Origin of the sequence: Hallella mizrahii (genome assembly GCF_009695775.1) — a bacterium.
In the GTDB taxonomy this organism is placed as follows: domain Bacteria; phylum Bacteroidota; class Bacteroidia; order Bacteroidales; family Bacteroidaceae; genus Prevotella; species Prevotella mizrahii.
The window spans coordinates 1-18,255 of the sequence record NZ_VUNG01000057.1; the positions used below are offsets into that span (position 1 = coordinate 1).

9 protein-coding genes are annotated in these 18,255 nt (G+C 50.1%); all 9 read right to left on the reverse strand.

The features are described 5' to 3' along the window. Window positions 1–776: 776 nt before the first annotated feature. Entirely contained in the window at window positions 777–2,882 is a 2,106-nt protein-coding gene (locus FYJ73_RS14440; protein ID WP_235899400.1) for a glycoside hydrolase family 97 protein, read from the reverse strand. A gap of 120 nt (window positions 2,883–3,002) precedes the next feature. Further along, window positions 3,003–4,781: an endo-dextranase gene (locus FYJ73_RS14445; protein WP_235899398.1), complete on the reverse strand. Its 1,779-nt coding sequence runs from the start codon at window positions 4,779–4,781 to the stop codon at window positions 3,003–3,005. Window positions 4,782–4,828: 47 nt separating this feature from the next. Further along, window positions 4,829–6,325 carry a SusE domain-containing protein gene (locus FYJ73_RS14450; RefSeq protein ID WP_154535449.1) on the reverse strand — a complete coding sequence of 499 codons (1,497 nt, stop codon included), beginning with the start codon at window positions 6,323–6,325 and terminating at the stop codon, window positions 4,829–4,831. 39 nt (window positions 6,326–6,364) lie between these two features. After that, on the reverse strand, window positions 6,365–7,855 hold the full coding sequence (locus FYJ73_RS14455; protein WP_154535450.1) for a RagB/SusD family nutrient uptake outer membrane protein: 1,491 nt from the start codon (window positions 7,853–7,855) through the stop codon (window positions 6,365–6,367). 8 nt (window positions 7,856–7,863) lie between these two features. After that, window positions 7,864–10,866 (reverse strand): SusC/RagA family TonB-linked outer membrane protein, encoded by a 3,003-nt coding sequence (locus FYJ73_RS14460; RefSeq protein ID WP_154535451.1) that lies wholly within the window; start codon window positions 10,864–10,866, stop codon window positions 7,864–7,866. A 229-nt stretch (window positions 10,867–11,095) separates the two neighbouring features. Next, window positions 11,096–12,769, reverse strand: a complete 1,674-nt coding sequence (locus FYJ73_RS14465) for a DUF6377 domain-containing protein (RefSeq protein WP_235899399.1) — start codon at window positions 12,767–12,769, stop codon at window positions 11,096–11,098. Window positions 12,770–12,773: 4 nt separating this feature from the next. Then, window positions 12,774–14,510: a S41 family peptidase gene (locus FYJ73_RS14470; RefSeq protein WP_154535455.1), complete on the reverse strand. Its 1,737-nt coding sequence runs from the start codon at window positions 14,508–14,510 to the stop codon at window positions 12,774–12,776. A 2-nt stretch (window positions 14,511–14,512) separates the two neighbouring features. Next, on the reverse strand, window positions 14,513–14,992 hold the full coding sequence (locus tag FYJ73_RS14475; RefSeq protein WP_154535452.1) for a deoxycytidylate deaminase: 480 nt from the start codon (window positions 14,990–14,992) through the stop codon (window positions 14,513–14,515). 42 nt (window positions 14,993–15,034) lie between these two features. After that, window positions 15,035–17,104: a M3 family metallopeptidase gene (locus tag FYJ73_RS14480; RefSeq protein ID WP_154535453.1), complete on the reverse strand. Its 2,070-nt coding sequence runs from the start codon at window positions 17,102–17,104 to the stop codon at window positions 15,035–15,037. Between the last annotated feature and the right edge of the window lie 1,151 nt (window positions 17,105–18,255).

The following is an 18,255-nucleotide window of genomic DNA, read 5'->3' on the forward strand; positions in this document are numbered from 1 at the left end:
CGGGGTAAAAGCCAGCCTATGACGAAAATTGCCTTGGCATAAAATTGCGCATAAGCGCATAAAATAAATTGCGCCAAGGCGCATAAAATATTGTGCCGCCCAACAGAACACAAGCAGCATAGCAGACATTCAAGACGCTATGGACTATCTTTCGGCCGCAGGATTTTATGCCCAAGGGGCAATTTTACGTGTTAGCGATTTTCGTCATGGTCAGGCTTGACACCAAAGGTGTGGGGCTAAAGCTATGGGGTAGGCGGCGAGCTTGCTCGCAAGACTACCCCATAGCTTTAGACCCATTGCTCCTTGGGGAGCATAAGCATGACCATGATTTTCTTTTCTCTTTTCCGTTTGAAAATGCCAAAGCGATAATGGCAGCATAAAGATTTAAATTTCCTCTCACTATGATTCCACGGAAAATATCCAGTGCGTCGTTTTTTATATCTTTTTCGGGGTTAGGGCGGGGATGAACCCCGCCCCTACGGCCCCACCGCACCGTTAACAGGGCAAAACCATAAAAATGATGTTAGTGTCATCTACCGTAGCCCTAACCCCGCAAAACATATGAGTGGGCCTATATAGTCACCAATCTTGGAACTTGGGTGTCCCAATGACGAAAGCAGGAAAAGGAATTCACTGAATAGTTACGACACGAAAAAGCCTCTGTATTCTCGCGAACACAGAGGCTCCAACATTCCGCAAAGTAATTGAGGTAGGCGGCTCGGCTGCTTGGGAGAAGCAGAGTCGTCATTCCTACGGAATGTATCTAAACGATTATGTCATAGTCGTTTCATAGACACGGCGAATCCACCGCCCGGTGCTTCGGTAAATTTCAAGACATCGCCACGCCGTACCTTGCGGTGCGTGATAACATAAGCCTTGGGATTGGTCTTATAGTCAGCATTCTTTGCATCGGCATAGATCGTACAGTCGTAGACAGCATGCTTGTCGAGGAAGTCGAGTTTCACGCTGCACTGATGTCCGTCGGCATCACACTTGCCCCCGAGATACCAGTCACCGGTCTTCTTGGCCTTGCGCGCCACAGTGATGTATTTAGCGGGTTCGGCCTCGAGATATTTCGTATCGTCCCAGTCAAGAGGCACGTCTCTGATAAACTGGAAGGCATCGTCGTACTTGGCATAGTTTTCCGGCAGATCAGCAGCCATGGCCAGTGGACTGTACATAACCATGTAGAGAGCAAGTTGTCCAACGAGTGTGGTGTGGACATACATGTCCTTCTTGTTGGGATTCCAGGTACCGATCTGGGTCTCAAGGATGCCGGGGGTGTAGTCCATAGGACCACCTTGCAGGCGCGTAAAGGGAAGAATGACCGTATGGTAGGGCTCATTGCCAGAGAAAGACTCATATTCCGTGCCACGCGCGCTCTCGTTGCCCACCAGATTCGGCCACGTACGGCAAAGGCCGGTAGGACGAACGGCTTCATGGGCATTGACCATGATATGGTGCTTGGCTGCCTCGGTGACACAATAGAGATAGTGGTTGTTGATCGTCTGGCTATAGTGGTGCTCACCACGTGGGATGATGTCGCCGACATATCCACTCTTGACGGCGTCATAGCCATACTTGTTCATCAAGTCGTATGCAGCCCCGAGATGTCTCTCGTAGTTTTGTGTAGAAGCCGACGTCTCATGATGCATCATCAGTTTGACACCCTTGGAATGGGCATAGTCATTGAGAGCTTTGATATCGAAGTCGGGGTAAGGCGTGACAAAGTCAAAGACATAGTCCTTGCTGTGTCCGTACCAGTCCTCCCATCCTTCGTCCCATCCTTCAACGAGCACTTCGTCGAGATGGTTCTTGGCAGCAAAGTCTATGTACTTTCTTACCTCAGCGTTGTTGGCACCATGACGGCCGTTGGGCTTCACTTTTGTATAGTCGGTTTCACCGAGCTTTACCGAAGGTAGGTCGTCGGTATAGTTCCAAGTGTTGTTGCCGGCGATCATTTCCCACCACACACCGCAGTATTTCACAGGGTGGATCCACGAAGTATCCTCGATCTTGCAAGGTTCGTTGAGATTGAGCGTGAGCTTGCAGGCGAGCATGTCACGGGCATCGTCGCTGACAAGCACCGTGCGCCAAGGAGACTGACACGGTGTCTGCATATAGCCTTTCATGCCGGTGGCATCAGGCGTAAGCCAGCTCTCAAAGACCATATTCTTGTCATCGAGGTTGAGGTGCATGGTAGGATAGTTCACGCAGGCAGCCTCGTGAATGTTGATATACAGCCCGTCGTGTGTCTTCATCTGTAGCGAGGTTTGCACACCAGTCGGAGAGAACACTGTTTGAGATGCATTACCGTCGACAGCAGTCTTCATGCGTTGGCGAATACCGGAGAGTGGGGTGATCTGTGTCTCATATTCTTGTGTGTCGTAGTCACCCGGGATCCAGTAGGCTGTGTGGTCGCCCGTCATGGCAAACTGCGTGTGCTCTTCCTTAATGATGAAATAGTTGAGATCCGCCTGCTGTGGGAATTCATAGCGCAGTCCCATGCCGTAGTCGTAGACACGGAATCGGATGGTGATGTGTCTGTTGGCAGCCTTCTGATAAAGGTTCACAGCCATCTCGTTGTAGTGATTGCGGATCGTCGACGTTTCTCCCCATACGGGTTTCCACGTCTCGTCGAATGTTGATCTCTTGCAATCTTCCTCTGTGAAACCATCCATGAGACTGGTCTCCTCCAGTCCCTTACTGGCGTGCTTGTCCTTGGCGAGTTCCAATCCAAGATGAGAAGGACGGATCACCTCACGCTTCTTATAGGTCATCTCGTATGTGGGCACACCATCTTGCGAGAGAGAAAATCTTACCGCTACGTTGCCGTTGGGTGACGTAACCGTCTGGGCTTCAAGTCCGCATGTTGGCAGCATCAGGGCGATGGCCAATGCGAATAATATTTTGCTATAGTTCATTTCTGTTTTGTTCAACAAGTTTTTGTCTGTTTATGATTCCTCTCCTCCTTGCCAGAGAGGGCCAGGAGGAGAAGCTGTTCACTCTATCACCACCATGGTCCAGTATTTCAGTGAGGGCAGGGTGAAAGTCACATAGTCACCCTGTTGCTGAAACTGCAACTCCTGGACAGCACCGCCGAAAGAGTCGGGGGAGGCCACCCATACATTCTTCACCCCTTTGGCCTTCACCGTCAAAGGAATGTCGGACAGAAGTTTTGGCTCAGGCTGTGTACCATCCATGTCGCGCCAACTCAGAGAATTGGCCTGGGAGAAGTTGAGCAGGCTGATGACCTTCTTCCCGTTTACCTCCCGGCATACTGTGGTTACCGTCTGCAATTTGGGTGGCCACGAGTTGACGGTCACCTCGCTGCTATTTGTTTCTACTGGAATGGAGAGGTCTGTCCCCCGGTCTCTCAGCAGATTCTCGTATGCCGTGAAGAAATCGTAGTAGTGCACGATGGCCTTCTCCAAATCGTTGTCCATTTTCAGGTCGTCATTGGGGAAATACTCTTTATGGAGCATGTGGTCGCCCAGCTCCAGATGACTGGCACCGATGGCAAACATCACAGCGTCTGTGAGCAGCACCCCCGGCGTGTTGAAGGTTCCAGACTCCTTATTATAGTTCATATAGGCAGCGAAAACCTGCGCCATTGCCGGAGCGGCCGGATCCGTGTTGGCTTCGCTTTGGTTGCTGCGCATGATGGAGAACAGGTCGGCAAACTGATCCTCGCTCCCCCATAATTCACTGTAAAGGAAGTCTAAGTCACCAGTGGCAGCCATCTGCTGGGCACCATAGTTGCTCACAGCATTCATCACCAGTCTCTTCTCAGGATTGGATTTTTTCATCTTGGCAATAAACGAGGCAAATCCCTGAGGGACATTGATCTTACTGCCATAGTAGTCGTATTCCGGATCACGTTTTCCCACCTGGTCGATATGGAAGCCGTCGAAGTCAAACGTTTTATAAACGTCGCTGACCTTCTGGGAGAAATAGTCTTGCCAGGCAGTGTTGCCGGGATTGACGAGCTTGATGTCGCTTTTCCATCCTGATGGCAGGCCGAGCGCTTCGACAGTGTTGTGGTTCTCATCCTTATACATGTACCATTTGGGACTGACACCATCTTGAGCTGCATCGTCAAGCGCGCCATAGCACAGATCATAGAACATGGCCTTCATGCCGTGGGCATGAGCTTGGCTGATATACGCTTTGACGACACTGGTGTTGATCTTGCGATTGGCAATGTCGGCATAGCTGTCCTCCACTTTGCCGTCGCGGAGCACTACGGGTTCGTGGTGTTTATTCTGCCAGTCATAGAACTGCAGACCGTTGATGTGGCAACGGTTGAGCAATGCTGTTTCCTGGCTGATGGTTTCAGAGGTTTTGGTATCGTCGTAGGTGCCCACGAAGCCATAGCGCGGATAGCGTGCCCAGTCGGAAGACACATCTACAGCGATTGTGCCGTAGATAGTCTGCTTGCCACTGGCATCGGTAGTGTATACATCAGCGAGGTAGCCCGTGTAGTCTGTGGAGGGTGGCGTCCATGACCAACTGGTACCGGTGGCTGACTGTTCCTCAATGACAGTGGCACCATGTCGGTAGCGCACCTTGGCACCGTCTGGCAACGGACTGCCGGATGTGAAGGACACTGCTTCACCGGGAGCATAACAGGCCTTGTCGGTGGACAATTGCAAGTTGAGGTTGGAGATGAGCGTTGTCTGTGGCTGCGTCGGACTGATTGTCGATGGAGCTACGGGAGTATCGCTCTCGCTGCCGCAAGCTGCGCACAACAGCGGTATAGCTAAAAGCAAAGAGTACATGGTTATGTATATAGTTTTATGTTGTACTGAGATATCCATAATATGGTCTATTGTTTGACGATGGAGACTGTCTCGGAAAGTTGGTTAAGCGTGATGGTATAGGTACCCGACTGTGAGATCTTCCACTTCTGATCTACGTCACCCACATTGATGTCGAGGTACTGGTTCTTAAGTTCCTCATCGCTTTTGTCGATGAAGAGCATCTTTTCGGTCTGTCCCGTAGGCTCCTTGTCGTTGCCTGCAGCACAGAGGAACCAAGCACCATTCCAGTCGCTGCGTTTGTCACAAGTGAACTTCAACTCACCGGCGTTGAGTGTGCCGGTCCATGTGAAGATGTAAGGATTATCAGTGGCCTGCAGGGCTGTGGCATTATCAATTGACCAACCTGCCGGCGTAGCGTCGCCTACCATCCAGATGGTGGAATAAGGCGTGAACGCTTTCATCAGCATTCTCTCTTGTCCTTTACGAATGTCCACACATATTTTATATGCCTTTCCCGTCTCCTCGTCTTTCAAGAACCATTTATGGTCCGGGTCATAGCCGCTGACAAGCTGCATGCGTGTATCGGTGTAAGGAGCATTGTCTACCGTCGCCTTGTACATATTCTCCCAGCTGCCTTTCGCCGTTCCGAACTTGAACTCACCGCCTTTGTCAAACACTCTGCCGATGCGGAAGAGGAAAGGGTCGAGGGCATCTGGTGTCATCGTCTCAAAGTTCCAATCGGTCATGTTTCCCACAAAGTAGAGATGATCGAAAGCCGGACGGTTGCCTTCGGCTTGGGTGAATGTAACATCACCCGTAAGCAGATTGGCCTCCACCTTATAATAATGGTCCTCTTCTATCTGCCATTGCTCATCGGGTTCACTGTCGCTGGTGCGTAGTACGGCCTGGCCATCTGTGCCTTTGTTGTAAGAGGGAAGGAATTGACCTTTTGTGGTGATGAATTTCAGAGCGCCTGTTTTCAGATTACCTTCCCATTCAAATATGCCATTGTCAACACGCTCCATGGCCGTAGCATTGTCTGCGTTCCAGCCATTGGGCGTAGCATCGCCGATGAGATAGAGCGTCGTGGTTACCGGCTGATAAGGTGTCACAGAGAAAGAGAGAGAATCGGAAAGTGTCTTCTCCCATCCCGGTGTCTGGGTCAAGACACGTGCTTCGATGTCGCATTTCTGCCCCGGAACACCACCGAACTGGTCAAGAACGAGGGCATTGAGGCTTTCCTGGCTCACACTCCACGAATAGGTCTGCCCCTCTTGGCTAAGGGCGGCATAAGGCTCGGCGAAATGTGTGCCGGCCTTAGCCAGTTGCAGAGTATAGTAGATGCGGTTTCCTGTGCCACCGTTGTTACCCGTTGTCCAGTTGAGAGTAAGTGCGTTGGCAGCATGGTTGATCTCCTGTAAGACATCAGTGCTTTGCTCAGCAGTGAGTGTCAGTGGGTCCATGCCAAGGTTGTTTTCTTGGTAGTCTTGGTCGTTGCAAGCTGTGAAAGACAGTCCGCAGAACAGCAAAACCAAAAGTGAAAATAGATATGTCTTATTCATACTACTTAGCATATTATTGATTAGAAAACAAAGTATGGCTTAATAGCCAGGGTTCTGTGTGATGAGAGGGTTGGCGTCTCGCTCTGTTTGAGGGATGGGGAATAGCAGCCGGTCCTTGCTGATATTGGTTTTGCCGATGGACTTAAGGAACTTGATGGCATAGTTGCCGTGGTCAATCCGAATCATATCGAACCACCGATGTCCCTCGAATGCAAACTCCATACGCCGCTCGTGGATGATTTTCTCACGCATCTCATCCTGAGTAAGCCCCGTCACCGCATCCAAACCAGCGCGTTTGCGTACGATGTTAAGCGGAACCTCTGCCGCGCTGGTCTGTCCCATTTCGTTGAGTGCTTCTGCTTTCATCAACAGAATGTCGGCATAACGATAGACTACGAAATTGGCTGGTGAGGTGTTGTATTCGGGCGAGATGCTCTTGGAAACAAGAAACTTTCGGACGTTATATCCTGTCGTCGAATAAGAACTCTTGTAAGCATGCCCGTCATAATCAGGACAGCCTTGGTAGAACACCGTCAGATCCTTGCGCTTGTCGCCCGGCTCCCATTGATCCATGAATTCTTGGGTAGGCTGGTTCCAGCCCCATCCACCGGCAACGAAATCTGAGTTACGTGGCCCCATGAAGGCCGAAAGCCAGCTCGACTGAGGATTGTTGCCCCAGAAGTCATAGTTGGTATCACCACTGTATTGTACTTCGAAAATCGATTCCGGACCATTGTTGACAGTAGCATCAAAGTTGTCTTCAAATTTGCACTTGCTCAGATCATAACCTAAAGCAGTGACTGAGTCACAAAGATTGACAACATGCTGGTAGTCGGCTTTGTTGTCAGGTGCAAGAGTGAGATACATGTCGGCCATCATCGTCAGTGCAGCATCTTTTGTAGCACGGCCCAAATCTTGACTGCCATACTCTTTTTTTGCAGGCAACAGGTCGATGGCTTTGAGACAATCAGAAGCAATCTGACTATACACCTCTTCTTTGGAAGCGCGGGCGATCGCTGTCGACTCACCAGGCGTGAAAGGTTTCAGGCGAAGGGGCACACCACCATAGAGACGTACCAATATATAATAATAATGTGCGCGGAGGAAGTACGCCTCACCAAGTGAGCGCTTCTGTATATTGTCATTGGCTTTGCCTTCCAAGTCATTGATGAGAATGTTGCATTGTCCAATGCCTACCCATGGGGAGCGCCACATATACAAAGCCATGCCGTTGTCACTCTGGGTAGTGAAGTTTGCGGCTTGCACAGTCTCCAAACCGTCTGTACCGCCGCCGGCACCTACTATGCTGTTGCCAGCAACAATGTCGAGGGTCCATAGGCGCTGGTTGTACATGTTTGATGATTGCAAGGTGCGATAGCAGCCGTTTGCCATAGCCACTGCTACCGAGTCCGTAACGTCTACTTCGGGGTCAACAGTGTTCTTGGGGGTTTTGTCGAGAAAGTCGTCGCCACAGGAAACTAAAGCAAGTGAAGTCAGGGCGACGGCACAATAATGATATATTTTGTTCATAGCAGCAATCAGAAATTGAGGTTGATACCAAAGTTGAAAGTACGTGAGATGGGATAATTGCTAAGGTCTATGCCATTGACACCCACCTCCGGGTCGAAGCCAGAGTAACCTGTGATGGTGGCAACATTCTCGCAGGAGAAGACGAGGCGTGCTGAAGACAGAGACAGCGCACGAAGCCATGTGGCAGGCAGGTTGTAGGAAAGAGAAATGTTTTTCAAGCGCAAGTAAGAGCCACTCTCTACATAGCGGTCGGAAACACGATTGTTGCCGTTGGGGTCTCCATAGACAGCGCGGGGTATAGAGGTGCTGGTACCTTCACCGTGCCAGCGTCCGAGTACATCGGTGAGCTGGTTGTAGGCTGCGGACATTCCCGTGAGGTCGATGTTGTTGGCATTGAAAATCTTATTGCCGGCCACACCTTGAAGATACACGCTCAACTCCAATCCTTTCCAGGAAACTATATTGTTCATAGAGAAGAGGTGTGCCGGATTAGGATTGCCGATGACAGTGCGATCCTTTTCGTTGATGACTCCGTCGTTGTTGAGGTCACGGAAGCGTATGTCGCCGGGTTCCGCACCGGTCTGCACGGCATGCTCCTTTACCTCTTCCTGGTTCTGGAAGATTCCGTCTGTGACATAACCGTAGAACACGTTGATGGGATAGTCTTTCGCCAACATGGTGACATACGAGTTGTTGATCTGGTTGATGTAGTAGGGTACGCTGCTGTTGAGATCGTCGATCTTATTGCGGTTGTAGGTATAGGAGAGAGAGGTCTCCCATCCCGGATGAGCCTGACTCTCCTTGAAGTTGATCGTATGGAGAGAGACCTCGATACCCTTGTTCGTCACCTTGCCGGCATTGGTGTATGTCGTGCTGGTGTCTTCAAAGCCAGAAGTAATAGGTATGGAGGCTTTGACAAGCATATCAGAAGTTTTCTTCAAATAAGCATCGACGGTGAGCATAACACGTGAGTCGAAGAGGGCCGCATCGAAACCGATGTTGGTCTGTGCTACGGTTTCCCAATGAATGTCTGGATTGGACAATGTGGTGGAGATGAGTGCTGTTTGTTCAGTGCCGTCTGTGCCTAATGGATATACACTGGTATTGTATGTAGCTAAATAGCCATAGTTGCCCACGCTGGCCTGGCTACCCGTCTGGCCGTAACCGGCACGTATCTTAAGATCAGAAAGAATACGGTTGGGCTTGTACCATTTTTCTTCTGTCAGGCGCCAAGCCAGAGATACAGAGGGGAAAGTACCCCAGCGGTGGCTGCGGCCAAAGCGACTTGAACCGTCCCGGCGTATGGTAGCTGTAACTAAGTAGCGGTTCATGTAGTCATAGTTGACACGCGCCATATAGGAGAACAAGGACCATTCTGTAGTGTTACCTCCCATTGACTCCATTTTCTGACCGTTATCCATCTCGTGCACATTCTCAAAAGTGAAAATGTTCTTTTGTGCATTGAGATAGTTATAGTTGTTCCATTGAGCTGACGTGCCGGCCATAACGTTTAAATGGTGTGCTCCTCCAAAAGTATGATCGAAGGTGAAATAGTTATCCCACAGGTATGTAAACGACTTGTTGTTGCCCTGATAGCGGGAAGCCTGATCAACGGGTGTAGGCTTCCACTTGTAAGCAGGCGTGAAGTTGTCATAGTCCCAGAATTTAGCATCGAGTCCAAAAGTTGTTTTGAACTTCAGCCACGAGGTCAGTGTGGCTTCACCAGAGATGTTGCCCAACAGATTATATCCTTTCGTCTTTTGTGAGTCAGTCTCTGTGGGACCTACAGGGTTGCGTGTAGAACCATACCACAGCGAGTTGCCTTCCGGCCCAGACCAATTGCCGTCGTCGTCTTTGACAGGCAATACGGGAAGGGCACGATAAGTGGATCCGAGATCGTAGCTTCCTTGCTCTTTCAGATCTGCACTCATCGAGAGATTAGTGCTTACCTTTAACCAATCGAGTACCTGGGCATCTAAATTGTCTTGGAAAGTATAGCGCCGGTAGCTAACGCTGCGCACTGTTCCGGTCTGTTTTTGGAATCCTCCGGAAACATAGTAGTTGATCTTGTCAGAACCTCCTGTGTAGCTAAGCGTATAATTTTGGAGATATCCTGTACGGAACATCTCATCAACCCAGTTGGTTCCCTGGCCGAGTGTTGTAGGGTCTGTCCATAGAGGATTTGCCGCATTGCCAGAGTTGATCATCATATCATTGCTGAGAGCTGCATATTCTGAAGCGTTGAGCAGATGAGGCTTCTTTGTGGCGTTTTGGGCAGAGAGATTCATGTTCAGTATCAGGTGTCCGCGACCGTCTTTACCCTTCATCGTAGTAATAAGAATGACGCCGTTGGCACCGCGTGAACCGTAGATGGCCGTAGCGGAAGCATCTTTGAGAACATCGATACGCTCTACGTCTGCCATGTTAAGGTTGTTAAGACCTAAATCAGTGGGGACGCCATCAATGACAACGAGCGGGTCGCAGTTGTTAATAGAACCCAAACCACGGATTTTAATGGACACGTTATCGCCTGGCTTACCGGCATCAATGACTTGCAGACCTGACACTTTACCCTGAAGAGCCTGCCCAAGATTGGCTACGGGCTGGTCTTTTAGGTCTTTGTTGGCCAACGAACCGACAGCGCCGGTAAGGTCGCGCTTGCGCATAGTACCATAACCCACAACTACAACTTCGCTAAGTTGCTGGTTGTCCTCCGCAAGTACGATATCCACATTGTTCTTGCCATTCAAAGGTACATCCTTTTCTTTGTACCCCATATAAGTAAATGACAGTGTACTGTTGGCAGGTACCGAAAGGGTAAACGCGCCATTGAGATCCGTTACAGTGGCATTTTTCGTACCCTTTTGAACTACGCTGGCTCCAATGATGGTCTCACCGTTGGTGTCCTTGACGACTCCATGCACTTGTATGTTCTGGGCTGAGATGTCAAGAGACAACATAGCGGAGAACAAGCCAAGCACTACTCTTCTGTGAATTCTCATTTTGTGCATAATAAGAAATAGGTTTTTATGAATAATGATCTTTGGTTGTAACAGTTGCAAAGTTAGTTTTTATAAGGGTACGATGTATTGAAGAGTAGGGGAAAGGTAGATTAATTCTAAATGTTAATAGCTATAACATGCTATAAATTAGGAGGATAGTTTTATAAGTCTGAATGGATAAGGTAGAATATTAAATATATAAGATCACACTAATAGACCAACGTTGAACGATTATCCATTACTGGATAATCGTTCCGATCTTCATAATATCTTCTTCGAAAGTTTCCTTATTGACAGCCCAGTTTTTCACTCGTGAGCGGTAGTTGTAGATGGTTTGTGGGGAATAAAAGAGTACGGAAGCGATCTCGCTGCTTTCTTTTACGCCGAGTCGGATAAGCGCATAAATACGCTGTTCAGATGTCATTGAATGGTTGTCGGAATTGGCGATGCGGTGTTCAGGCTCCAGTAAAGCGTTGAGCTCCGACGTGAACGTTGGGTAAAGATCAAGAAAAGCTTTGTCGAACCGGTTGCGGAACACTTCTGCCTCTTCCTCTGATAGTCTCGAGGAAGAGATTTTGCTCAGCAGTTCGCTGACTTGGTTGGCCTTGATCTTGCGCTGCACAAAAGTTTGATAATGAGCGAGCCGATCAATAAACTTAGCGCAAAGGTCTATATATAATTTTGCCAGTCGTTCCCGTTTGCGGTTGGTATCCACAAGCATCGTGTTTGCTTTGGCAAGTCTGGAGTTGAGTTCAGTAAGTTTGAAATTAAGTTCTGTAAGTTTAGAGTTGCTTTGCGAAAGCTGATGACGACGGTTGGTGAGCAACTTGTTCTGCCGGAAGATGTAAAGGATAGCCATCAGCGAGCCAAAGACCAAAAGCGAGATGACGATAATAGCCCACTTCAGAGTATTATTACGTTTCATCATCTGCTGTTCATAGGACGCCACAATGGTCGGCATTTTCTGTGAGATTTCCAAGATACGCAGTCGCGCGTTGAAGAATTTGGCATCCTCCATGGCAATGTTGATATATCTGTCTGCCCTTTCAATGTTGTTATTGTCCTCCCGGAAGAGATATGTAGCCAAATCCTGAAGTGCCAAGTTCTCACGCGTACAGCAGATGGCATCGCTGATAGCAGCCTCTATAAGGTATTGCTCATATCTTTCCTGGTCACCATGGGCACTGTAGTTATTGGCAATAGCAAAAGACGCCATCGCATAGTACCGGGAGTGTTTAGAGAGTCTCCGGATGGTACGGAAATAGTAATAGAGGGCTTTTTTGTCGTTGCGCTCTACGTAGATATAGTATTCACCATGATAATAATCCCAAAAGGGCATCGACGGTTCCAGAAAAGGCATTGCTTGCTTGAGAAAATCTCTGGCCCGTGCAGCATAGATAGGAGAGAACCGGTCATCGCTGCAATAATTTGCCCAGTTGGAGTAAAGAATGAAGTAGGTAAGATAATATTGTAGTTTGAGATCTTTTCTCGAACCTTCTATGTTGATATTGTCAAGCACCTCGATAGCTTCACTATAGAGGCCACCTATGGCATAGAGCCGTGCCTGCCGCAGGAGATTGAGTTTGGTGTAATAGTCTTTATGGAGCTTTCGTGAGAGCGTGAGGGCAATATCTACATAATATCGTGCAGAGTCGAATTTGAATACGTAATATTCGTCGAAGAGCTGGTCATAGAGCCGGAGTTGTTGTTCACTGTCAGGCTGAGCTTTAAGTTGAGCTTTGAGATAGTCAATGTGCTGGAGCTTACGTTGAGTATAGCTATCGCGTTGGTCCAGGGTCTCGTCAAGTCGCTGCAGGTCGCGTTGGTTGGCAGCGTGCATAGACATCGAAGCGAGTGCTGACAGTAGAAAAGCCATCAGCACTCGCATCAGAGTATAACGGAATGCGCACATCTCCTCAACTGTTAAGTCTGAAAGGAGGCATGAATGCAACTGTATTGTACATGTTGCCGTGGAAAGCAGGCCGTGACCCCATGGCCGTCTTTCCCCTTGAAGTCTTTCCCTTGGTTGGTGCTGGCAATTTGGGGAAGGCGGCATTCTGCTTAAACAACATCAGTGCACGCGTGATGACGGGGTCATCCTGGTTGAGATACTCGTAGAGAGCCTGCTCGTCGAGCATGTTGTAGATGATGCGACCGTTGATGAACTGCTCCAGGAGCGAGTGGCTCTTCTTGATGAGCAGGTTGCGGCGCTGTAGGCCGTGCTTGTCGGCATAGTCAGCAAACTGGTCTACAGTGTTCTGCTCATTGAGATATTTCGAGAGGTCGAGCATTTGCTTGAACATCTTCATCTTCTGCCGGTTGTTGTCGGTGTAGGTGAAGGCGAACTGCAGGATGAGTCCGCTCATGATGGCCTGCTTATAATAAGAGGTGACATACGTAGTGTCTTCGGGCACGAAGATGTCAGGTGTGATGCCGCCACCACCGTAGACGACGCGTCCGATACTCGTGTGATAAGCCGGTCCCGTGTGCTTGATGCTGTCCTGCGAGAAGAACTCACCGTGCTGGTAGCGCTCGATGATGTCCTGAGCATAGGCCTCCTCATCACCGTCGACGTAAGGTTTCTGGATACAGCGGCCCGACGGTGTGTAGTAGCGTGCGATGGTCAGTCGGATCATCGAGCCGTCGGGGAATGGGATCTGTTGCTGTACGAGGCCTTTGCCGAAGGAGCGTCGACCTATGATCGTGGCACGGTCGTTGTCCTGCATAGCACCGGCGAAGATCTCAGCGGCCGAGGCAGAGCCCTCGTTGATGAGCACGACGAGCGGGATGTTCTGGTAAGCGCCGTGTCCGTCAGAGCTGTAGTCCTGTCGCGGCGACTTGCGTCCCTCGGTATAGACGATGAGCTTCTTGGCGGGCAGGAACTCGTTGGCTACCTGAACAGCACTTTGCAGATAACCGCCGGGATTGTCGCGCAGGTCGATGACGAGGTTTTGGAAGCCCTGCTGTTGCAGGTTGGCCAGGGCGATGAGCAACTCAGGATAGGTCTTCTCGCCGAAGTTCTTGATCTTGATATAGCCTGTGTTGTCGTCGAGCATATAGGCGGCGGTGATCGTCTTGGTAGGAATCTCGGCACGCGTGATGTCAAAGGAGAGCACCTTGGGATGGCCGAAGCGCAGCACGCCGACACGTACCTTGGAGCCCTGCGGACCCTTGAGACGGTGCATGGCCTCCTCTTGTGTGACCTTCTTGCCTACAAACTTCTTACCGTCAACCATCACGATTTTGTCGCCGGCGATGATGCCGGCTTTCTCAGCAGGACCGTTTTTGATGACGTTCTCGACGTGGATGGTGTCCTGACGGATGGTGAACTCGATACCTACTCCGGAGAACGAGCCTTTGAGATCGTCCTGAGATTGCTGTACGTCTTTGGCACTGATATACACAGAGTGCGGGTCGAGCTCGCCAAGGATGAGCGGCATGGCCTTCTCCACGAGCGAGTCGATGTTCACCTCGTCGACGTATTGGTCATCGATGATACGCAACAGGTTATTGAGTTTGTTGCTGCCGTTGTTGACCACCGTCAGGCGGCTGCCCGAGAAATGGTTGGCATAGAAGGTACCAATAAAAATGCCGAGGATCATGCTCACGGCCATGAGCAGTGGCATGAACCGGTTTTTCTTGTCGTATTTCATGTTCATAACTCTTCCTTGTGTTGTTTTTCCAGTTCTTTCATATCCAGGAAATCCACCTCTACTCCGGCACGTTGCAACAGCCGTATGCCGTCATCGAGCCTGTATTTCTCCCCGTAGACCACACGGCGGATGCCTGCCTGAACGATCAGCTTGGCACATTCGATGCAGGGCGATGCCGTGACATAGAGTGTAGAGCCGTCGCTGTTGTTGCCCGAGCGGGCGAGTTTGGTGATGGCGTTGGCCTCAGCGTGGAGCACATAAGGTTTGGTGACGTTGTTGTCATCCTCACAGATATTCTCGAAACCACTTGGTGTGCCGTTGTATCCGTCGCTGATGATCATCTTGTCCTTGACGACGAGTGCTCCCACCTTGCGGCGTTTGCAGTAGGAGTTCTCTGCCCAGATATGCGCCATGCGCAGATAGCGGCCGTCGAGCAGATGTTGCTTTTGGGCTTTGCGTGCTTTCTCTTCCTCTTCTTTCATAACGATGGTTACGTAAGTATACTATATATAATAATGTGTAGGTCACGCTTTTTGGATGCCGTCGCGCACGAGGAGGGCGTCGATCGTCGGCTCCTGACCTCGGAAGCGTTTGTAGAGCGTCATTGGATTCTCTGTTCCTCCCTTCGAGAGGATGCAGTCGCGGAAGCGCTGGGCGGTAGCCTGGTCGAAGATGCCGTTGCGCTTGAAGACGCTGAAGGCGTCGGCGTCGAGCACCTCTGCCCATTTATAGCTGTAGTATCCGGCGGCATATCCTCCGGCCATGATATGGGAGAACTGCGTTGTCATGCACGTGTCGGGGAGCTGCGGCAGGAGGATGGCGTCTTTCCATGCGTCTTTCTCAAACGCTTGGATGTCGGCTGTGAACGCCTCGCGCTGGGTGTAGTACGCCATGTCGAGCAGTCCGAAGCTCACTTGGCGCAGGCAGCCGTAGGCCACATTGAAGTTACGTGAGCGTACGATGCGGTCGACGAGTTCGTCGGGCAGCGGCTCGCCGGTCTTGTAGTGAAAGGCGAAGGTGCGCAGGAACTCTTTTTCCACGGCATAGTTCTCCATGAACTGCGAAGGCATCTCCACAAAATCCCACCACACATTCGTGCCGGAGAGGCTGGCGAAACGTGTGTTGGCAAACATGCCGTGAAGCGAGTGACCGAACTCGTGGAGGAAGGTCTCCACCTCGCCCAGGGTGAGCAGTGCCGGTTTCTCCGGCGTGGGCTTGGTGAAGTTCATCACCACGCTCACATGCGGTCGGATGTTCTCGCCCTTATGGTTGATATACTGTCCCTGGAACTCCGTCATCCATGCACCGTCGTGCTTGCCCTTTCGGGGATAGAAGTCAGCGTAGAAGACGGCGAGATAGCTGCCGTCCTTGTCGAAGACCTCATAGGCCTTGACATCGGGATGATAGACGGGGATGTCCTTGTTCTCCTTGAAAGTGATGCCATAGAGGCGGTGAGCCAGTCCAAAGACGCCGTCGATGACCTTGTCGAGCTGGAAGTAAGGCCGGAGCATCTCGGCATCGATATTGTATTTCTCTACTTTCAGCTTATGGGCATAATAGGAGAAGTCCCACGGCTCAAGTTGGAAGTCTTCGCCTTCAAGCTTTCGGGCTTCCTCACGAATGGCCTCTACCTCCTTCTCAGCGGTCGGTTTGTAGGCCTCGATGAGGTCGTTGAAAAGACGGTAGACATTTTTCACGCTGCCCGCCATGCGGTATTTCATCACATAGTCGGCAAAGGTGTCGTTGCCCAAGAGCTGTGCCTCCTCGCGCCGGTTGTTGACGAGCGCACGGCAGATGTCGCGGTTGTCATCCTCACCGCCGTGTGCGCAGAGGGTGTTGCGGGCCATATACATCTGTCGTCTCAGCTCACGGTTGTCGGCATGCGACATGAAAGGAGAGTAGCTGGGATAGTCGAGAGTGAACAGCCATCCTTCCTTGCCTTGCTCCTTCGCGGCGTTGGCGGCCGCCTCTACAGCGGTGTCAGGAAGTCCGGCAAGATCTTTCTTGTCGGTGATGAGCAGCGTGAAGGCCTTGGTGTCCTTCAGCAGGTTTTGGGAGAACTGCAGTGCGAGCAGCGATCCTTTCTCGGAGAGCTCGCGCAGATGCTGCTTGCCGGCATCGTCGAGGAGGGCACCATTACGTACAAAGCCGTCGTAGGTTCTCTCGAGCATCATCTGCTCTTCAGGCGTGAGTTCCCGGTGATGGTCATAGACCGCCTTGACGCGTGCGAAAGCCTTCGGGTTGAGCAGAAAATCGTTTTCGTGCTTGCTGAGGATCGGTGCGAGTTTCTGTGCCAGTGCCTCCATGCGTTCGTCGGTCTCAGCACTCATCAGACAGGAGAACACAGTAGACACACGGTCGAGGAGATCGTAGTAGTGCGGTCCTTTGCTGTCGTTGTGGTAAGCAATGGTATTGTCAAAGGTCGGCTCCTCAGGATTGTTGAGCATCGTCTCAATATCCTCGTCGTCGCGTCGAATGCCCTCCATAAAGGCGGGCTCGAAGTCCTCAAAGCGTATTTTGTCGAAGGGTATCGTGTCATGGGGCGTGTTGTAGGGCTCCATGAAAGGGTTCTTTCTTTCTGTTGTCTCGTTCATCACTTTCTCTATAAATCGTCTCTTAACCGAGGAGTCTTTCCTCCTCAAATATTATGCAAAGATACGAAAAGTATTGCATGACGATATATAATAAGGAGTGGAATTATAATTATTTATAAAAGTGAGCAAGATAATTGCGCCGAATTTGCTTTATTCTTGTTTATTTCGTATAAAACCACTATATTTGCGAAAAACCTATGAAGGGATTACGCACAGGCTTAGTACTCCTGACTTCGTCAATGCGTCACCCTGAATCGAGAATAAGTTTTTGGAAAATAGTCACGTACAGACTTTAGCTCCCCATGGAGCTATGGTGCTGAGGTGATGGGGACAGCCTTACGAGCAAGCTCGTCGGCTGCCCCCATCACCTCAGCACCACCCCCTGCGGGGGACAAAGCCTGCCCGTGACGAAAATCGCTATCGCGTAAAATTGCCCCTTGGGCATAAAATCCTGCGGCCGAAAGATAGTCCATAGCGTCTTGAAAGGCTGCTATGCTGCTTGTGTTCTGTTGGGTGGCATCATATTTTATGCGCCTTGGCGCAATTTATTTTATGCGCTTATGCGCAATTTTATGCCTTGGCAATTTTCTTCATGTACAGGCTATGACCCCGAAAGGGGTGAGTCTCAACCAGGGGGATAGCCGTCGAGCTTGCTCGTAAGGCTATCCCCCTGGTTGAGACTCAGAGCTCCTCATGGAGCGTAAGCCTGTACATGATTTTCTTTTTCCTTTATCATCTGGAGATGGCAAGGCAATATGAGTCAGGACAAAGACATTGACTGTCTGCCGGGCTGTTAAGGAGGGATATCATTCCATAATTCGTAATTGCGTTACCATCAATTGCAGAAATAAGCTTATAACTAACTGATAATCAATGATGACACTTCATCCAACCAAAGATGTGATGAAGTCAGGAAAAGTATTGCATGACGATATATAATAAGGAGTGGAATTATAATTATTTATAAAAGTGAGCAAGATAATTGCGCCGAATTTGCTTTATTCTTGTTTATTTCGTATAAAACGTAAGCGTATCGGTATTCACGTATTGCCACAAAAAAACTGATCAAGAGAGGAGGCTTGCCCAGTTTTGTTAGTCTTTTGTGGAAGGTTGCCAACGGTCTGGCAATAGGTTTCTATAATTCTCCAATG

Coding starts and splice junctions, on each gene's coding strand:
- FYJ73_RS14440 (WP_235899400.1), bottom strand. CDS start 2,882: ATGCTGCCAACATGCGGACTTGAAGCCCAGACGGTTACGTCACCCAAC.
- FYJ73_RS14445 (WP_235899398.1), bottom strand. CDS start 4,781: ATGTACTCTTTGCTTTTAGCTATACCGCTGTTGTGCGCAGCTTGCGGC.
- FYJ73_RS14450 (WP_154535449.1), bottom strand. CDS start 6,325: ATGAATAAGACATATCTATTTTCACTTTTGGTTTTGCTGTTCTGCGGA.
- FYJ73_RS14455 (WP_154535450.1), bottom strand. CDS start 7,855: ATGAACAAAATATATCATTATTGTGCCGTCGCCCTGACTTCACTTGCT.
- FYJ73_RS14460 (WP_154535451.1), bottom strand. CDS start 10,866: ATGCACAAAATGAGAATTCACAGAAGAGTAGTGCTTGGCTTGTTCTCC.
- FYJ73_RS14465 (WP_235899399.1), bottom strand. CDS start 12,769: ATGTGCGCATTCCGTTATACTCTGATGCGAGTGCTGATGGCTTTTCTA.
- FYJ73_RS14470 (WP_154535455.1), bottom strand. CDS start 14,510: ATGAAATACGACAAGAAAAACCGGTTCATGCCACTGCTCATGGCCGTG.
- FYJ73_RS14475 (WP_154535452.1), bottom strand. CDS start 14,992: ATGAAAGAAGAGGAAGAGAAAGCACGCAAAGCCCAAAAGCAACATCTG.
- FYJ73_RS14480 (WP_154535453.1), bottom strand. CDS start 17,104: ATGAACGAGACAACAGAAAGAAAGAACCCTTTCATGGAGCCCTACAAC.